Origin of the sequence: Streptomyces sp. NPDC058697, from assembly GCF_042715345.1 — a bacterium.
GTDB lineage: Bacteria > Actinomycetota > Actinomycetes > Streptomycetales > Streptomycetaceae > Streptomyces > Streptomyces liliifuscus.
The window spans coordinates 407,991-424,960 of the sequence record NZ_JBHXSU010000007.1; the positions used below are offsets into that span (position 1 = coordinate 407,991).

The 16,970-nt window shown below is 68.2% G+C and carries 15 protein-coding genes and 3 pseudogenes; 12 read left to right on the forward strand and 6 right to left on the reverse strand.

Translation table 11 applies throughout. The features are described 5' to 3' along the window. Positions 1 to 111 precede the first annotated feature (111 nt). From ACFWXQ_RS20085 to ACFWXQ_RS20105, 5 genes and pseudogenes are all read right to left on the reverse strand, one after another. On the reverse strand, positions 112 to 822 hold the full coding sequence (locus tag ACFWXQ_RS20085) for a hypothetical protein (protein WP_383954330.1): 711 nt from the start codon (positions 820 to 822) through the stop codon (positions 112 to 114). Beyond that, the gene (locus tag ACFWXQ_RS20090) at positions 819 to 2,480 is read right to left on the reverse strand and encodes a serine/threonine-protein kinase (RefSeq protein ID WP_383954328.1); all 1,662 of its coding nucleotides are present in this window, start codon (positions 2,478 to 2,480) and stop codon (positions 819 to 821) included. The genes ACFWXQ_RS20085 and ACFWXQ_RS20090 overlap by 4 nt, the downstream gene beginning before the upstream one ends. 650 nt (positions 2,481 to 3,130) lie before the next feature. Beyond that, positions 3,131 to 4,274: pseudogene (locus ACFWXQ_RS20095) on the reverse strand (IS701 family transposase); the annotation flags it as partial. A gap of 185 nt (positions 4,275 to 4,459) precedes the next feature. Continuing rightward, a complete protein-coding gene (locus ACFWXQ_RS20100) occupies positions 4,460 to 4,636 on the reverse strand; it encodes a hypothetical protein (protein WP_383948138.1) in 177 nt (58 codons plus the stop codon). A gap of 92 nt (positions 4,637 to 4,728) precedes the next feature. Then, positions 4,729 to 5,041: pseudogene (locus ACFWXQ_RS20105) on the reverse strand (Rieske 2Fe-2S domain-containing protein); the annotation flags it as partial. 683 nt (positions 5,042 to 5,724) lie between these two features. Here ACFWXQ_RS20105 and ACFWXQ_RS20110 point away from each other — a divergent pair. The 5 genes from ACFWXQ_RS20110 (at position 5,725) to ACFWXQ_RS20130 (ending at position 9,704) form a co-directional block, all read left to right on the forward strand. Then, a complete protein-coding gene (locus tag ACFWXQ_RS20110; RefSeq protein ID WP_383948135.1) occupies positions 5,725 to 6,636 on the forward strand; it encodes an alpha/beta hydrolase in 912 nt (303 codons plus the stop codon). A 242-nt stretch (positions 6,637 to 6,878) separates the two neighbouring features. Then, on the forward strand, positions 6,879 to 7,484 hold the full coding sequence (locus ACFWXQ_RS20115) for a flavodoxin family protein (RefSeq protein ID WP_383948132.1): 606 nt from the start codon (positions 6,879 to 6,881) through the stop codon (positions 7,482 to 7,484). Between the two features lie 54 nt (positions 7,485 to 7,538). Next, the gene (locus ACFWXQ_RS20120) at positions 7,539 to 7,931 is read left to right on the forward strand and encodes a nuclear transport factor 2 family protein (RefSeq protein WP_383948129.1); all 393 of its coding nucleotides are present in this window, start codon (positions 7,539 to 7,541) and stop codon (positions 7,929 to 7,931) included. A 29-nt stretch (positions 7,932 to 7,960) separates the two neighbouring features. Next, entirely contained in the window at positions 7,961 to 8,659 is a 699-nt protein-coding gene (locus tag ACFWXQ_RS20125; protein WP_383948127.1) for a type 1 glutamine amidotransferase domain-containing protein, read from the forward strand. Positions 8,660 to 8,834: 175 nt separating this feature from the next. Further along, positions 8,835 to 9,704 (forward strand): helix-turn-helix domain-containing protein, encoded by an 870-nt coding sequence (locus ACFWXQ_RS20130; protein WP_383948124.1) that lies wholly within the window; start codon positions 8,835 to 8,837, stop codon positions 9,702 to 9,704. 117 nt (positions 9,705 to 9,821) lie between these two features. Here the strand turns inward: ACFWXQ_RS20130 and ACFWXQ_RS20135 are convergent. Then, a pseudogene (locus ACFWXQ_RS20135) lies at positions 9,822 to 10,307 on the reverse strand (transcriptional regulator); the annotation flags it as partial. A gap of 123 nt (positions 10,308 to 10,430) precedes the next feature. On the opposite strand from ACFWXQ_RS20135, the gene ACFWXQ_RS20140 reads away from it, so the two are divergent. The 7 genes from ACFWXQ_RS20140 to ACFWXQ_RS20170 all read left to right on the forward strand — a co-directional run bounded on the left by ACFWXQ_RS20140 (position 10,431) and on the right by ACFWXQ_RS20170 (position 16,746). After that, a complete protein-coding gene (locus ACFWXQ_RS20140; protein ID WP_383948121.1) occupies positions 10,431 to 11,429 on the forward strand; it encodes an alpha/beta hydrolase in 999 nt (332 codons plus the stop codon). Positions 11,430 to 11,466: 37 nt separating this feature from the next. Then, complete coding sequence (locus ACFWXQ_RS20145) at positions 11,467 to 11,799, forward strand: carboxymuconolactone decarboxylase family protein (protein WP_383948118.1); 333 nt, start codon at positions 11,467 to 11,469, stop codon at positions 11,797 to 11,799. A gap of 69 nt (positions 11,800 to 11,868) precedes the next feature. Continuing rightward, a complete protein-coding gene (locus tag ACFWXQ_RS20150; protein WP_383948115.1) occupies positions 11,869 to 12,009 on the forward strand; it encodes a hypothetical protein in 141 nt (46 codons plus the stop codon). A gap of 134 nt (positions 12,010 to 12,143) precedes the next feature. Beyond that, entirely contained in the window at positions 12,144 to 13,160 is a 1,017-nt protein-coding gene (locus ACFWXQ_RS20155; protein WP_386268740.1) for a zinc-dependent alcohol dehydrogenase family protein, read from the forward strand. 117 nt (positions 13,161 to 13,277) lie between these two features. Then, positions 13,278 to 14,078: a DUF2255 family protein gene (locus ACFWXQ_RS20160; RefSeq protein WP_383948110.1), complete on the forward strand. Its 801-nt coding sequence runs from the start codon at positions 13,278 to 13,280 to the stop codon at positions 14,076 to 14,078. Between the two features lie 67 nt (positions 14,079 to 14,145). Continuing rightward, positions 14,146 to 15,732, forward strand: a complete 1,587-nt coding sequence (locus ACFWXQ_RS20165) for a Na+/H+ antiporter (RefSeq protein WP_383948107.1) — start codon at positions 14,146 to 14,148, stop codon at positions 15,730 to 15,732. A gap of 54 nt (positions 15,733 to 15,786) precedes the next feature. After that, positions 15,787 to 16,746, forward strand: coding sequence for an amidohydrolase family protein (locus tag ACFWXQ_RS20170; RefSeq protein ID WP_383948104.1), 960 nt, complete (start codon positions 15,787 to 15,789; stop codon positions 16,744 to 16,746). The last annotated feature ends 224 nt before the right edge of the window (positions 16,747 to 16,970 follow it).

Below are 16,970 nucleotides of genomic sequence, written 5' to 3' on the forward strand. Positions count from 1 at the left end.
ACGGGGTCGACTGCCCGGAACGCCCCGGTAGGCCGGTAGCAGTGACCAGAGCGACCAGAGCGACCAGAGCGACCAGAGCGACCAGGGCAAGCTGGTGCGGCGGGGGCGCCGTCAGGAGCAGTCGTACGCGAAGCGCATTGTGGCTGTGTGGCGGTTGGGGGAGAGGACGTGCAACTCGGCTTGGGCTCGGTAGCGGCCTTCGCCCCGGAACGTCCACAGCAGATGTACCCGTGCCTGCTTCCGGCCCTCGGGCATCACCTCACGCAGGACGGCCGAGGTGGTTCCGTCGCTGCGGACCCAGCGGTAGGACAGGGTGCCCGGTCGGCCGTTCGTGGTGATCACTCCGACGATGTCCGCGGTGCTGTCGCATTCCACTGTCGTTTGGCGGGTCGTCACGGTCACCCGGTCCGCGGTGAATTCGCTGCCGGAACGCTGCCAGGCGAGGAACGCGATGAGCAGGAGCAGCACCAGCGTCGGCAGGGTGTGGCGGCGCAGGCCTCCTCGCGGACCCCGGGTGGGCATCGGCGCGGCGGCTGACAGAGGGGTGTTTGAACGGTACGAGAGAGCCGCGGTCACACCGGGGCCGAAGCGCAGGACTGTTCCCTCGACACGGTCGGGCCGTGTCTCCGGCGTGGCCGGTGCCACGGCGGTCCGGTCCTCGACCGACGTGGCGTCCGGCTCGGGTCTCTGGAACCAGTGGCTCCCCAGCACGGTGGCGCTGTACTCGGCGTCGGCGGTGTGGTCGGCGTCGGCGGTGTCGTCGGGTGGGGTGGGCCAGGGGCCGCTGGCGGGCGGGGTGGTGTGGTCGTTGGTCGGAGTCAACGGATGTCACACCGCCTCGTCAGGAGCTGCTGGGTGGCGCCGCCGTCGGCGGACGCAGGAGTTGTCGTGGCCTGTACGGCCCAGTAGCAGCCCTTGCCCTGGAACGTGTGGTCGACAGTGAACGTGTACTGCGTGGCGCCGCTGCGGTCGAAGGTCTGGGGCGTTCCGTCCGGCGTGCCGAGCTGCCCACTGGTGTCGCCCGTGTACCAGGACACGGTCACGGAGATCGGCCCGGTGCCGTCCGTGGTGACGGAGACGGTGGTCGTACCCGTGGTGGGGCCCGTCTGGCGGAAGCCGGACACGGCGACGTCCTTGACCGCGGGCGCGGCGGGCGCGGTGGGGGACGCGGCCGTCGGGGTGGGCGTGGCCGTCGCTTCGCCGGGCTGCGTGGTCTCTTCCGTGGGGGCCGAGGCAGAGGCCGTCGCCGAGGGGGCGTCGGAGGCCGGGCTCTGCGAACCGGACGGGGAGGGGACGGGCGGTCCTGCGGATGCCGAGGACTCGGCAGGATCGGCAGGGTCGGCAGGGCTGGCCGACGAGGTTGGCGAGGTGGGCCCCGACTCCACTCCGGGCTGTGCACTGGTCGTGGCAATCGCTTCGGCCGCCTTGTCGGCGGCCTGGCTGTCGTTCCGTGGCACGCCGTACGCCAGGACGATCACCAGAAGCGCGGCCACGGCCGCCACGAGCATGCCCGGGCGGGTGGGCCGCCACATGCGGGCCCACCCACGATCCCCGCCGGCTCCCGGGCGCAGGACGGTGCGGGCGGTGTCCGTGGTGGTCTCCGGGCCGGGGCGGGCCGAGGGGCGCAGCAGCAACAGCAGCGCCGCGAGGGCGGCGAGCCTGCCGCGGCCACGTTCCTCCCACTCGGGGCCGTAACCGGCGACCGCCGCCGCCTCCAGCTCCGCGACGAATGCCTCGGCGTGCGAGGGCCGTTCCTCGGGCGACTTGGCCAGGCCGCGGCGGACCAGCGACCGTACCGCCTCGGGAACCTCCTCGGCCGGGACGGGCGAGTCGACGTGCCGCAGCGCGAGTTCGGCGAGGTTGTCGGCCGGGTACGGCTTGTGGCCGGTGAGGCACTCGAAGAATGTGGCTGTCGCCGCGTACACGTCGCCCGCGGGTGAGGCGGGCGCACCGGTCCACTGCTCCGGGGCCATGTAGAAGGGTGTTCCGGCCACTCCCGCGCTGTCACCCGTGGTCACCGCGATGCCGAAGTCGACGAGCTTCGACGCGCCGTCGGGCGTGACGAGGACGTTCTCCGGCTTGTAGTCGCGGTGGACCACCCCGAGCCGGTGCGCGTCGGCCAGGCCGAGCAGGGAGCCCTTGAGGATCACGAGTGCGGCTTCGGGGTCCAGCGGACTCTGCCTGGTCAGCAGGGAGCGGAGGGACACACCGTCCACCAGTTCCATCACGATGGCGGCGCCGTCGGGGCTCTCGACGTACTCGTACAACCCGGTGACATACGGGCTGTTCAGGCCGGCGAGCAGTCGCGCCTCCGCGCGGAAGTCGTGGACGAATCCCGGGCGGGTGCGCAGCGACTCGCTGAGGTACTTCACCGCTACCGCGATGCCGGTCCCTTCGTGCACGGCCAGCACGACCCGGCCGCTGGCCCCGGAGCCCAGCTCCAGCGATTCGGTGTAGCCAGGAACTGCCCATGTGTTCATCCGCGTCCCCTCAGGGCTGTCGTGGTCCCGGAGCTTTCCCTGGACCTCAGAAGCTTCGGGCCACGCGATGGGAGACACATTTTCGGCCATGTCGGTTGCGGTGGGTCAACCCCCGGTCGCGGTTCCGGCGCAGCATGTACGCGGGCCCGGCCGCGGCTCAGAGGCCGCACACGCGATGGCACCAGGCGAACAGGGCCCGGGATCCACCGAGCCACTGGTCGGCCATGGCGTGGAAGCCAAGAGGTGCGGTGGGTGATCTCTAGCAGGGTCTCCTCCTCACTGACGCCGTCGAGCCCGTAGGTGCCGTAGGGGTCGCTGGCCGTCACGTCGGCGCCGAGGTCCCTGTTGCCGCCGACCCGTGTGGCGTCTCAGCAGCTGTCGCGGCGCAGCAGGGCCTGGACGGCGTGTTCGCATGCTTGGGCCTGCTGGGGTCAGCGCGGCTCCCAGCTCGCGTCGACGTTGCGCGGCGGGCCCAGACGGTGCGGCGAGGGCGAGGGGTAGGGGGTACTCCACCCGTCAAAGGTGATGCGGCACCGTGAATCATTGAGGGAGGCGCAGTGCTCTAGTAGGACTCCGTTAGGTCTGTCTCGATCTCGAAAGCCTGCTCGGCAAGGGCTGTTGGCTGGCGGTGCAGATGCCGGTCCAGCACCTCACTGTGTTCTGGAGGGTGTCGAGGACTTGGTAGAGGGTGAGACCGGTCCGGGCGCTTTTGGGGCCCGGCGCTGTTCGGTGAGGAAGGCGGGGGCGGCGGTCACGAGGGTGATGTGGTGGTGCCGGCCCGGCCAGGAACGGCCTTCGAAGTGGTCAAGTCCCAGTCCGTGCTTGAGTTCGCGGTAGTCGTGCTCGATGCGCCAGAGGACCTTGGCCAGACGCACCAGGTTGGCGATCGGAGTGTCGGCGGGCAGGTTGGACAGCCAGTACTCGGTGGGTGCCTCGGCGTTGTCGGGCCATTCGGTCAGCAGCCAGCAGCCAGCAGCCAGCAGCCAGCAGCCAGCAGTCGGGCAGGACTCCGTCACACCAGCCCTGTTCCGCCGAGGCCGCGGCTCTGATCGGGCGCTCGACGGATTTACCGGCCGGCCGGACACGTACGGCGGCGAAGCGGGAACGTAACTCTCCGCGCGAGCCCTGCCGCCAGGTGAGCGGGGTGAAATCCGTTCGCTCGAGTCCCGCGGCGAGGGCCGCCACGGAGGGCGCTCGGTGGCGGCAGCGGGGCTGGGGCCCGGCAGCCGACCGTGTCCTTGCGGGCCGGGGCCTCAGGCTTGGTGTCGAACGGATATGCCGTCACATCGGCCCGGTTGGCCAGCACGTAGGGGAGCCGACGCTCCTGCAGGGCGGCCCGCAGATGGGCGTTGGTGCCGTAGGCGGCGTCGGCCACCACGGTCGGCGCCTTCATGCCCCGTTCGGCGAGGGTGTCGAGCATGTCGAGGGCCAGGCGCCACTTCTCCCGGTGGATGACCTCAGTCGGAATCCTGGTTTCCTGGCCCGGCTGTTCCTCCCCGAGGCCCATTCCTCGGGGAGGAACAGCCGCCATTGCAGCGGGCACGAGGTGGTGTCACTCGCCGCGTGAACGCTTAAGGCGACCTGGCAGTTGGCGCGTTTGCCCAGGGCCCCGCAGTACTGGGGGGCCACGGTGACCGACACCTGGCCGTCCTTGGGCACCGACACGTCGTCCATCACCCACGCCGTGGGAGCGACCAGCGGCAGCATCCGTTCACAGATGCGCCGCTGCACCGGCACTGGATCCCAGGTGGACTGGTTCACGAACTGCTGCAGGTTCTGCTCGTTGCCGTCCGGGCATGTGCGTCCACACCCCCAACATGCTCGGCGTTCCCACCACGGAGTGATCTCCCGCATCCACGGTGGCTGCAGGAGATACGACAGGGGAGTCTCGTCGAAGACGTAATGGCGGGGCTTCACGACGAAGAGCGGGTCGTCGTCGGGCTTTGTCGGCTGTCGGCACCGCCACGACCAGTCGCCGGTCAGTCTTCGCCGCGGACGACGTTCCACTCCGCGCCCGCGTACGCCGTAACCTGGGGGCCGCTGCTGTCCACGGCGGGGACGCACGTACGTACTCCCTTGCCGCGGCAGTGACGTGCCTTCGACCAACCGGTCCTGGCCACCTTCAGGACTTTCTGCTGGGCAGCGTGCGCGGTCACGGCGCTTCACTTCTCTCTGTGTGTCAGGGACAGGTTCTCGATGGGATGCTCACCGGGTTCCCGTCGGCCGGTGCCTCGAAACGCCGGGCCGTTCAGATGTCGCGCCTCTCCAACGGCCGTACGGCACCCCTGAAGGGTCTGTCCGTCCGGGGCGAAGCGTGATCCGTGGCACGGGCATTCCCATGCCTGCTCCGCGCGGTTGAAGGACACGATGCAGCCCAGGTGGGTGCAGCGGGCCGAGATCGCGCGGAGCGAGCCGTTCTCGTCGCGGTGTACGGCGCACTGCCGGCCGCCCGTTCGTACCACGGCACCCTCGCCGCGAGGGATGTCCTCCAGTGCCGGGCCCGTGAGCGGTGGAAACCGGTCGCCGACGAAGTGCTGGGCCACGTGTCTGTCCTCGGACAGCCCAACATCCGGCAGGTCAGGCGCCGCAGGTGCACTCACACCACGACTCGTCGGCCATCCACCGGCAGGACCGCCACGTACGCTCATGGAAGCCGTGCACTCTCGCAGTCGGCGGGCGCCGGGCAAGTCGGCCTCGATCGCAGGCGATGACCGAACGCAGGAAGGTCAGCCAGCTCGCGCGGCCCTCGGCGGTGGCGATGTCCAGGCCGATTTCGATGTGGCGTGGTGCCGCGGTATCACCGAAACTGAGCACCCCGCCGACCGAATCGTGGACGACGACTTGCGAGCGGCGATCGGAGCAATGCTGCCGCCCTGGCCCGAGGCGCCCTGGTCGCGGTCGGCGGCGTACGGGCGCAGTTTCCAGGGGATCGGCTCCGGCGAGCGTGGCGTCGCGCGGGGCCCTGAAGCCGTCGGGTCCGGTGGCCTGAGGTGGACAGCCTCGGGACAGCAGGACGCCGATGTGCCAAGGGCGTGTGACCGGGTGCGGCAGCTATTAAATGCCGGTGCCACGCGATTCTCGGCGAGGTCAACTTCTGTCTTCCGAAGGGAATTACCTACCCGGAGAGTGGCATCCAGGGGAAAGTTTCTTCCCCCCTTCGCAAGTAGACATAGTCTCGACTGCGGCGAAAGATGGCGTGAGGGCCGCCTGATGGCGGGCAGAGGCCGATAAAGGGGCAGGCGCCATGGTCGAAACTGTTTCGTTCAGGAACAAGGCAGTGGAAATTGCGGGACATCTTCATCTGCCGAAAAACTTCAGCGAAGACGAGAAGTATCCGGCGCTCGTCGGCATTCATCCGGCTGGGGGAGTGAAGGAACAGACCATCGGTCACTACGCCGAGAAGCTCGCTGAGCACGGGTTCGTCACCGTCGTCTATGACTCCTCCTATCAGGGGGCCAGCGGCGGCGAACCTCGCCTCCTGGAAGACCCGCCGACCCGAGTGGAAGACGCCCGCTGTGCAGCCGACTTCCTCACCACTCTTCCGTTCGTCGACCCGGAGCGAATGGGGGTCTTCGGCATTTGTGCCGGCGGTGGCTACGCGATCAGCGTGGTCCAGACCGAACGTCGCTTCAAGGCAGTGGCAACGGTCAGCGCAGCTCCGATGGGCGAGGGTTCCAGGGGGTTTCTGGGACATCTGTCGCCGGTGGCCGAGCAGATCGGAACGCTGGAAATGGCCGCCAGGCAGCGCACGGCGGAAGCGCGAGGAGTGAAACCTCTCTACGCCCCGTTCGTCCCTGAAACACTGGACGAGATCAACGAAAACACGCCGGACCTCCTGCGCGAAGGGTACGACTACTACAGGACGCCGCGAGGTCAGCATCCCAATTCGAAGGGCCGGTTCCTGCTGACCAGCATGGACAAGATGTTCGCCTTCTCGGCATTCGACCAGATTCCGGAACTGCTGACCCAGCCGATGCTCCTCATTGCAGGGAGCAGGGCGGACACAAAGGTATTCAGCGACCAGGCCTACGAGCTTTCCAAGGGGCCGAAGGAGTTGTTCGTCGTCGAGGGCGCAACTCATATCGCAATGTACGACGTGCCCGAGTACGTGGACCAGGCGATCTGCAAGATGGTGGAGTTCTTCGCCGTCCTCTAACGGTCTGCAATGCGCCAGCCGAGTATGCACAGAAACCGGTCTTCGACGAGCGGCGCCAGCGAACTGCAAATGTGGCGTGCCGCGCGTACACGGGCGCGGGACGGGCCTGCCTGCAGGGTCGGCGATCCGACCGGAATCGCATACCCGGGGAACGGTAGGCAGGGGAAAGATTCCTACCCCTCACAGCGCGCTCTTCCGATGCAATGCTCGGTCGTACCGAATAAAGACTTTCCAGGAGCCCGATGATCATGTCCCATTCAAGCCGCACCACGATCGCCATAGCCTTTCATTCGGGTTACGGCCACACAGCCGTTGTCGCCGAAGCTGTGGCGCATGGCGCGACGGGAGCCGGCGCGGAGGCGGTCCTGATCTCCGTCGACACCATCACGGACGACCAGTGGGCGCAGCTGGACGCTGCTGACGGGATCATCTTCGGTGCCGCCACCTACATGGGTACCGCTTCTGCGGCCTTCCACGCGTTCGCCGAGGCAAGCAGCAGGCGCTGGTTCTCCCACACCTGGGTGGACAAGCTCGCCGCGGGCTTCACCAACTCCGGCGCCAAGAGCGGCGACAAGTCATCCACTCTCGGCTATTTCGCCACCTTGGCCGCCCAGCACGGCATGCACTGGATCAGCCTGGGTCTGATGCCGGGCTGGGACTCCACCAAGGGCAGCGAGGATGACATCAACCGGCTGGGCTTCTTCATGGGTGCCGGCGCCCAGAGCCCCACCGATGCCGGACCGGAAGCGGTCCACAAGTCGGACATCGCCACCGCGGAGTACCTGGGCGCGCGCGTCGCGCGCCAGGCCGCGATCTTCCGCGCTGGGCGAGCCGCCCTCGCGGCCTGATCACAGGACTCTCTTTCCCGCATTCCGATCCACCACCCCCCTCAAGGAGCAGCCATGTCCGACTCCCCGCACCTCGCCCTCGTCCGCCGGGTCTACGAATCCCGAATGGCGCCGGAGGTCACCAGTGAGGTCATGGCCCCGGACCTCGTCTGGGACATCACCCCGGGCTTCCCGAACAGCGGCGTGTACCACGGCTGGGACAGCGTGGCGAAGGACTTCTTCGGCACCCCGATGCCGAACATCGTCTCCTTCGGCGCGGTGCCCGAGGAGTTCTACGCCGACGACGAAGGCCATGTCTTCGTGTCCGGGCACTACCACGCCGAGACGAAGTCCGGCGACACGGCCGACGTCCGGTTCATCCACCTGTGGACCGTCCGCGACGGCAAGGCCGTCAGCATGCGGCAGGCCGCCGACAGCCACGTCCTCCAGGAAGCCCTCAAGGGCTGAGAACCACCATCCAGTACCAGGAGACCCCCATGGCGAAGATCCTCTTCGTGATCACCGCGTCCGACCACTGGACGCTGGCCGACGGAACCCGGCAGCCGGCCGGCTTCTGGGCCGAGGAAGCAATCGGCCCGTACCAGGTCTTCAAGGAGGCCGGATACGAGATCGCGGCGGCGACACCCGGCGGTGTGCCGCCCACGGCGGACCCGCTCAGCCTCACGGCGGACTTCAACGGTGGCGAGGAAGGCGCGCAGCGCATGCGGACCGCCCTGCGCGAGGCGACCGAGCTGGCGAACCCGATGCGCATCGAGGACGTGGGCATCGACGACTACGTGGCCGTGTTCTACCCCGGCGGCTGGGGTCCGATGGAGGACCTGCCTGACAACGCCGCCTCCGGCAAGCTGCTCACTGAGTGGCTTGCTTCGGGCAAGGTGGTGTCCCTGGTGTGCCACGGCCCCGCGGCGCTGCTGGCCACCATCGGACCCGACGGGACGTCCCCGTTCTCCGGCTACCGGATGACCGGTCTCTCCAACGCCGAGGAGAAGCAGAACGGTCTCGCGGACCGCGCGAAGTGGCTGTTGCAGGACCGCCTCGTCAACGAACTGGGCGCGGACTACCGCGAGGCCGAGCCGTTCACCACGCACGTCGAGTTCGACCGCACCCTGTACACCGGCCAGAACCCGGGCTCGGCAGTACCGCTGGCCCAGGAAGTGCTCAATGCACTGAGCTGACGACGGTTCTGTTCTCTCCCTCGGCGGCCCGGTAGGCAACTCCGGGCCGCCGAGTCCTCGTACGTCCGCTGCTTTGCAGGTTGGAGCCGAGACCCTGTTCATATATAGGTAAAGCCGAACATAGGCGCGATCTCTCCCCCTTACAGCGCCGGGCTTTTGTGCGAGGCTGCGAATCATGAACCGCAACCCTCATCTGAACGAGCTGGGTGAGTTCCTCAAGGCCCGCCGTGGCGAACTCAGCCCTTCCGAGGTCGGTCTGCGCGGAGGGCAACGGCGGCGGGTCAGCGGTCTGCGCCGTGAGGAAGTGGCGCTTCTCGCCGCGATCAGCACCGAGTACTACACGCGGATCGAGCAGGGTCGGCTCCAGGCATCGGCTCCCCTGCTCGACGAGATCGCCCAGGCGCTCCGTCTGAACGACGATCAGCGCACCTACCTCTTCGACCTGGCGGCGAAGCAGACGGTGCGCTCGTCAGCGTCGGGTGATCGTCAGCAGGTGGATACGCAGTTGCAGCGCATGCTGGACGATCTTGCCGCCTCGCCGGCCTTCGTCATCGGTCGGCGTACCGACATCCTGGGCTGGAATCGGCTCGCGGCCGCTCTGTGGACCGATTTCGGGCGCTATCCGGAGCCTGAGCGCGTGTTCCTCCGGTTGCTGTTCACCGAACCCTGGATGCGCACGCTGTATGCCGACTGGGAGGAGGTCACCCGCCTTGCCATCGCGCAGGTGCGCATGGAGAGTGCGCGCTACCCCGGCGAACCGCGCCTCACCGCTCTGGTCGAGGAGCTCTCCGCCCGTGACGCGCAGTTCCGGCAGTGGTGGACCGAACACGATGTCGCGATGCGGGGCAAGGGCGTCAAGAAGCTTCGTCACCCGGTGGTGGGTGAGCTGACGCTCGACTGGAACACGCTCACCTGCGGCACGGACCCCGACCAGCACATCATCGTGTGGAATGCCGAACCCGGTTCCCCGTCCCACGACGGTCTGCGCCTCCTGGCCTCCTGGGCCGCAGACCAGAAGCCGACAGCGTCCGACACCTCCACATGAGCTCTCTTCCGCGTACGTCCGCAGGGGAGAAATCCTTGGCAACCTTCTCGGCGGGGCGATCGGCTCGGCCGTCGCGAAGGTGTCGCAGCCTCTTGGTGCCCATCCGCAGGCCGGTCATCTGGCGGCCTCCAGGCGTAGGTGGGCGACGCAGGTCCGGGCGTTCGTCCTCCAGTCGAGGTACAGCTCCCGGAAAGCGGGGTCGGTGAAGAGCAGCCGTGCGTAGTTGCGCTTCTTCGCCGGGATCCGGTCGAAGTCGGTGAGCAGAGTGGCTGCCAGAGGGTTCCAGGCGAGGACGTCCAAGTGCCGACCCAGAACGAGTGCAGGGGTCGTTGTCAGCTCGTCCAGGATGCGCCTGAGCTGCGGGTGGACCTTCTGCGCCGGGCGGCGGCGCGGTTCGAACTCGCCACTCGCAGCCAGCTCGAACAGGTGGTCACGCTGGTGATCGGACAGATACAGGACGTGGGCCAGGGCGACCTCCTCCCTGCGCAGGCCGGGCACACGTCGGCCACCGGTGTCGGGCAGGCCTATGGTGCGCGGGCTCAACTCGGCCCTCCGCGCCTTGAGGAATGATCCCAGCTCGTTCAAATGCGCGTCGCTGGTCATGACAGCCAGTGTCGCACCGTTCGGTCTCCGGGAGGGGGGTAAGGATTTCTCCCCTGGATAAGTGATTCCCAGGATGGAATTCTCCCCTTTGCGGGTACTCGTGAAGGTGGCAGGGTCGATGGCGTGTTCGGCGACCAGAATCGGCCTGCGGAGAGTATTCACCCGAACAAGCAGGACGGCCAACCTCTGGGAGAGAATTACTTTCCGAATGACACCGATATTCCGGATTTCCATGCGGCAGGTGGAGGAGGTGAGATAGATACAGTGCGGACGGATATCACACTCCTCAGCAATGGCCTGACCCTGGCCGGTCACCTGCACACTCCAGTTGTCCCTGCCGACAGCCCGACGCCTGCGATCGTGGTCGTCCATCCGTGGGGTGGGGCGAAGGAGCAGGCCGCCGGCCTCTACGCTCAGCGGCTGGCCGAGCACGGCTGCGCAGTCCTCGCCTTCGACGCCGCCTACCTGAGCACTCGGCAGGACGTCGACCCTGACCGCATCGGTGCGCTGGGCATTTCCACCGGCGGAGGCAACGCGGTGTACGCCGCCATGAGTGACCAGCACATCAGGGCCACCGGCACTGTCAGCGCCGCCGACGTCGGCAGCTTGCTGCGCGACGGGCTCAGCGACGGTCGGGACCCCTCAGTCTTCTTGAGCGAACTGGTCGCCCGCGCCGGCCAACTCCGCACGGAGGAGCCACTGGACGAGCAGGCGCTCCTCGAGCACATCGTGCCCGAGGTGGTCGACGAAACGACGCCGCGCCGGCTCCGGCAGGGGCCCGAGTACTACCGCACTGCGCACGGTGCACAGGCATGGTCCGGGAACGCGCGGGTGGTGCCGCGCAGCGTCGAACAGATTGCCCAGTACGACTCCTTCGCCGGCGTCGAGAGCCTCGCTCCGCGCCCGCTGCTGATGATCGCGGGCAGCGAGACCGCCACGGGCTACTTCAGCCGAACCGCCGTCGAACGGGCCGGGAAACCGAAGGAGTTGTTCTGGATCGACGATGCATCCCACTTCGACCTGTACGACAAGGACGAGTACGTCTCCCTCGCCCTCGCCAAGCTCACCTCGTTCTTCGGCGAGCACCTGAAGCAAGCCCCGGCCAAAGGCCGCGCAGCCTGAATCCCCCCACCCGAAAACACGCAAGGAGCACCACCCCATGTCCGAACGGAAGAAGTTCGCGCCGCCGGCCATCCAGGAGTTCGCCCCCAAGCTCGCGGAGGTGACCGACACCGTCCTGTTCGGTGACATCTGGGAGCGGCCGGGTCTGTCCCCGCGCGACCGCAGCCTGGTCACTGTCACCGCTCTCGCCGCCCTGTACCGGACCGACCAGCTCGGCTTCCACCTCGGCAAGGCGCTGGAGAACGGCGTCACCAAGGACGAGCTGATCGAGGCCATCACCCATCTGGCCTTCTACACCGGATGGCCCAACGCCATGACGGCGATGACCCAGCTCAAGGAGCTCGTGGAGAAGTCCGACCAGTCCGGCTGATGCCTCTCCGCCCGCACCCCACGTCGCGGGTTCTCCCCACACACCGCCACACCAGAGGGATGACACACCATGGAACTGCTGAAGCAGCCTCCCACCGTGAAGCTTCCTGCCGATCGGTTCACCGGCGACGCCTACGCCCTGGGCCAGACCCTCTACACACATCCCCGGGTGAGGAGCACTGGCATGGTGCTGCGCCCGGCCCGTTCATGATCCACCTCGCCCTGTGGGAGACAGACGACGCCACCTGGCTCGAACACGTCTCCGACGACTACAACGGCCCGCGCGTCAGCACCCGTACCCGCCCCTGACGCCACGACAGACACAACAAGAGCTGAGAAGGCATCATGCGAGCGACCATCATTCACGCGCCCGGAGACATTCGAGTGGAGAACGCGCCGGAACCGAAGATCACGGCGCCGACGGACGCCATTGTCCGCACCGTCGCCGCCTGCGTGTGCGGCTCCGACCTGTGGAGTTACCGGGGTGTCCTGCCGGTCGCCGAGCCGCAGCCGATCGGCCACGAGTACGTCGGCATCGTCGAGGAGGTCGGCAGCGACGTGTCGAGCGTCAGGCCGGGCCAGTTCGTCATCGGCTCCTTCGTCGCCTCGGACAACACCTGCCCGATCTGCCAGGCCGGCTACCAGACCTCCTGCCAGCACGCGCAGTGGGTGAACGGCGCCCAGGCCGAGTACGTCCGCATCCCCCTCGCCGACGGCACCCTGGTCACCACCCCCGAGGAGCCGGCCGACGAGCTGATCCCGGACCTGCTGACCCTGTCCGACGTCATGGGCACCGGCTGGTACGCCGCCAAGGCCGCCGAGGTGAAGCCCGGTTCGACCGCCGTGGTCGTCGGTGACGGCGCGGTGGGCCTGTCCGGCGTCATCGCCGCCAGGGAACTGGGCGCCGAGCGCATCATCGCCATGAGCCGGCACGAGTCCCGACAGAAGCTGGCCGTGGAGTTCGGCGCCACCGACATCGTCACTGAGCGCGGCGAGGAAGGCGTCGCTCGCGTGAAGGAACTGACGAACGGTATCGGTGCCGACTCGGTCCTCGAGTGTGTCGGCACGCAGGAGTCGATGCACCAGGGCCTGCAGTCCGCCCGCCCGGGTGGCAATGTCGGCTTCGTCGGCTTCCCCCACGGCACGCAGATCGACGGCCGGCAGCTCTTCTTCTCGCACGTCGGTTTGCGCGGTGGTCCCGCCCCCGTGCGCGCCTACCTTCCCGACCTGATCGACCGCGTCTTCAGCGGCCGTATCAACCCGGGCAAGGTCTTCGACCTCACCCTGCCGCTGGACGAGGCCGCCGAAGGCTACAAGGCCATGGCCGAACGCCGCGCCATCAAGACGCTGCTGCGTCCCTGACCTGAGTAGAGCCCCGGTGGTGGTGGGCGCTGCCGACAACGCCCACCACCACCGGCACCACCAGGCAGCAGCGGCCGTTCGACCGCCGCAGCCACCGAGCAGAACGGACCGCCAGTCATGACCAGCGAGGCGATCGCCACCGTCGAGGCGTACTTCGAGGCCTTCGGCACACGCGACCTGGAGCGGATCCTCGTCCACTTCGCTCCCGACGTGACGTGGACGATTCCGGGCGACCCGGCGCTGACCCCCTGGGCCGGAAGCCGCACCGGCCCGGAGGAGATCCGGCAGTCCCTCATCGAGTTCTTCGCCGCCGTCGAACCGCTCGCATTCGAGCTGCGAGCCATGGTGGAGGCCGACGGACGGGTCCTGGCACCGGGCCGGTACACCTCCCGGTTCCACCCCTCGGGACAGGTACTCGAAAGCGAGATGATCCTGCGGTTCACCGTCGCCGACGGCCTGATCACCGACTACCGCGTCTTCGAGGACTCGCTCGGCATCACCCGTACCCACCTCGGTCAACCGGTCACCACCACTCCCGCCGCACCGACACCGACATGGACGAGCGACGAGCTCAACCGCATCGACGGAGCGGACGAGTTGGAGATGGCGCCGCTCCGGCGTGACGGCACCCTCCGCAAGCCGGTGCCGATCTGGGTCGTCCGCGACGGTGACGACCTGTACGTCCGCTCCTTCCGCGGTGAGGGCGGCGGCTGGTGGCGTACCGCACGCACCAGCAATGAGGGTCACGTCCGATCCGGCGGCGTCGACAAGGACGTCACCTTCGTCGCGGTGGCGGACGCCGAGATCAACGACCGCATCGACACCGCGTACCGCGCCAAGTACGGCCGCTTCGGCGGCGCGTACGTCAATCCCATGGTGGCGGCGCGCCCGACGACGCTGAAGCTGGTGCCCAGATGAGCGCGACGTGCACGGTGGAGGCCACTGGACTCCTGCCAGTAGTCCAACCGACTCAGGAGCAAGCCCCGTGATCGGTCTCGAACTCGTCGTACTCCTGGGCGTGGCCGTGCTGGTCGGCCAGTTCGTCGCGCAGCGCCTGGGCGTCGCGGCACCTGTCGTGCTGCTGGTCGTGGGTGCCCTTGTCGGGCTGGTCCCAGCCGTGCGCCAGACGCAGCTTCCCCCGGAAGTGGTGCTGCTGCTCTTCCTGCCGGTGCTGCTGTACTGGGAGAGTCTCACCACGTCCATGCGGGAGATCCGGACGAACCTGCGGGGAATCGTCCTGCTCAGCACGGTCCTGGTGATCCTCACCGCGGGGGCCGTGGCGGTTGCCGGGCACGCGCTCGGGCTGCCGTGGGGACCGGCGTGGGCGCTGGGCGCGGCGGTGGCGCCCACCGACGCGACAGCGGTGGGCGTCCTGGCCCGCGCGCTGCCACGCCGTCAGGTCACCGTGCTGCGTGCGGAAAGCCTCGTCAACGACGGCACCGCCCTGGTCATCTTCGGCCTGGCGGTCGGTATCACCGTCGGCGAGGACCACCTCACCCTGCCGCACGTCGGCGCCCTGTTCCTCCTGGCCTACGGCGGCGGGGCAGCGGTCGGCGTGGCGGTCGCCTGGATCAACATGAACCTGCGTCGCCGCTTGGACGATCCCCTGCTGGGCAACCTCGTCATGATCCTGGCGCCGTTCACGGCGTATCTGCTCGCCGAGATGATCCACGCCTCCGGCGTCCTCGCGGTCGTGGTGAGCGGGCTGATCATGGCGCAGGTGGCTCCGAGCCTCATCCGCGCCGAGCACCGCCGCCAGGCCCTGGCCTTCTGGCCGCTGCTCACCTTCATCATCAACGGCACGCTGTTCGTCCTGGTCGGAGTGGAACTCCAGTACGCGCTCCGCCACTTGAACCGGTCCGACCTCCAGGACGCCCTGACCGCGATCGCAGTGGTCAGCGTGGTGCTGGTCGCGGTCCGCTTCGCGTTCCTGTTCGCCTCCGCCTACCTCATCCGCGCCATCGACCGGCGTCCCCAGCAACGGCTGCGGCGAATGAGTCACCGGGCACGCGTGGTCAGCGGGCTCGCGGGCTTCAGGGGCGCGGTGTCGCTCGCCGTGGCGCTCTCGGTGCCGGAGACGCTCGACTCCGGCGCTCCCTTCCCCGACCGTGACTTCATCGTCTTCGTCACCTCCGGCGTCATCGTGGTGACTCTCGTGGTGCAGGGACTGCTGTTGCCGGGCGTGGTGCGCTGGGCCCGGCTGCCGCGCGACACGTCCGTCGACGAGGAAGAGGTCCTCGCCGACACCACGGCCACCGAGGAAGCCCTCCAGGCACTCCCGCGACTCGCCGACGACCTGGGCACTACCCCGAAGGTCATGGAATGGCTGCGCCAGGAGTACGAGGCCCACCTGGCCACCGTACGGGCCAAAGGCGCGGGCTCCGACGGCGATCCCGCCCTGCTCCACAACCGCCACTACACCGACCTCCGCCTCGCCCTCATCGCCCACAAACGCGCCACCGTCGTCCGCCTGCGCGACGAACGAAACATCGACGACACCGTGCTGCGCCGCCTCCAGGCGGCCCTGGACAACGAAGAGGTACGGCTGGCCGGACGTGAACAGGTGGAGTGAGCCGAGCCCCACACCCACCCTCGCCCAAGACCGACGAGAAGGGATCCGCCTGTCATGTCCTCCGGCCTCATCGACGTCCACGCTCACCTCCTGCCCGACTTCTACGTCCAGCAGGCGACAGCGGCGGGCCACACTCACCCCGACGGCATGGGCAGTTGGCCCTCATGGTCCGTGCAGGCACACCTGGACCTGATGGACCGCAACGGTATCGAGACCGCGATGCTGTCCATGTCCTCGCCCGGCGTGCACTTCGGCGACGACAAGGCGGCCCGCCTCCTGGCCCGGCGCGTCAACGAGTACACCGCTGAGCTGACCCGGGACCACCCGGGCCGCTTCGGCAACTTCGCGTCGCTTCCGCTGCCGGACGTGGACGGCGCGTTGGAGGAGATCGCCTTCGCCTTCGATGAACTCTCCGCCGACGGCGTGGCGTTGCTGACCCATACGCACGGCGTTTACCTGGGCGACCGGCGCCTCGACCCCGTCTTCGCGGAACTCGACTGCCGACGGGCCGTGGTCTTCCTGCACCCCACCTCACCGGTGTGCTGGGAACGATCGGCGCTCGGCAGACCCCGGCCGATGGTCGAGTACATCTTCGACACGGCCCGCACCGTCACGGACCTGGTCATGGCAGGCGTCCTGACACGTCATCCGAACATGCAGGTGATCGTTCCGCACTGCGGTGGCGCGATTCCCGTCCTCGCCGACCGCATCAACGAGTTCATGGGCCTGTTTCTGCCCGAACAGGAACCGCTCGCCCTCGATGCGGTGCAGCAACTACGCGGCCTGTACTACGACATGGCAGGCACGGCCTTCCCCCGACAGGTCCCCGCACTGCTGAAGCTCGTCGATCCGGACCGCGCATTGTTCGGCAGCGACTACTGCTGGACGCCTTCCCCGCTGGCCGACGCCCACATCGCGGCGATCGACGCGGCCGATTCACCGGTGGACGGGACCACATGGCGTTCCCTGACGTCAGCCAACGCCAAGCGCCTGCTTTCGGGGACTGCGCGGTGAACGACAACCGCCCGGATCCCAACACGAGGCGCGCGGTGCCAGGCGGCGGGGCCGTCCAGTCCTCCCGGAGACCGGTCAGATATCGGGTCGCGTACCACGGGATGCAAGGGGGCAGCCTGGTGGCGCCGGCCCGCAGACCCTCGATCCGATATCGAGCGCAAAGAACGACACCGGATGCTGCGGCGGCCGTCCTGCGGTCTGAAGCCACCTACCGGTGCCGACAG

Excerpts from the sequence above, each read along its gene's own strand:
- ACFWXQ_RS20120 (WP_383948129.1), top strand. The coding sequence starts at position 7,539 with ATGTCCGACTCCCCGCACCTCGCCCTCGTCCGCCGGGTCTACGAATCC.
- ACFWXQ_RS20160 (WP_383948110.1), top strand. The coding sequence starts at position 13,278 with ATGACCAGCGAGGCGATCGCCACCGTCGAGGCGTACTTCGAGGCCTTC.
- ACFWXQ_RS20145 (WP_383948118.1), top strand. The coding sequence starts at position 11,467 with ATGTCCGAACGGAAGAAGTTCGCGCCGCCGGCCATCCAGGAGTTCGCC.
- ACFWXQ_RS20130 (WP_383948124.1), top strand. The coding sequence starts at position 8,835 with ATGAACCGCAACCCTCATCTGAACGAGCTGGGTGAGTTCCTCAAGGCC.
- ACFWXQ_RS20115 (WP_383948132.1), top strand. The coding sequence starts at position 6,879 with ATGATCATGTCCCATTCAAGCCGCACCACGATCGCCATAGCCTTTCAT.
- ACFWXQ_RS20170 (WP_383948104.1), top strand. The coding sequence starts at position 15,787 with ATGTCCTCCGGCCTCATCGACGTCCACGCTCACCTCCTGCCCGACTTC.
- ACFWXQ_RS20110 (WP_383948135.1), top strand. The coding sequence starts at position 5,725 with ATGGTCGAAACTGTTTCGTTCAGGAACAAGGCAGTGGAAATTGCGGGA.
- ACFWXQ_RS20150 (WP_383948115.1), top strand. The coding sequence starts at position 11,869 with ATGGAACTGCTGAAGCAGCCTCCCACCGTGAAGCTTCCTGCCGATCGG.
- ACFWXQ_RS20125 (WP_383948127.1), top strand. The coding sequence starts at position 7,961 with ATGGCGAAGATCCTCTTCGTGATCACCGCGTCCGACCACTGGACGCTG.
- ACFWXQ_RS20090 (WP_383954328.1), bottom strand. The coding sequence starts at position 2,480 with ATGAACACATGGGCAGTTCCTGGCTACACCGAATCGCTGGAGCTGGGC.
- ACFWXQ_RS20155 (WP_386268740.1), top strand. The coding sequence starts at position 12,144 with ATGCGAGCGACCATCATTCACGCGCCCGGAGACATTCGAGTGGAGAAC.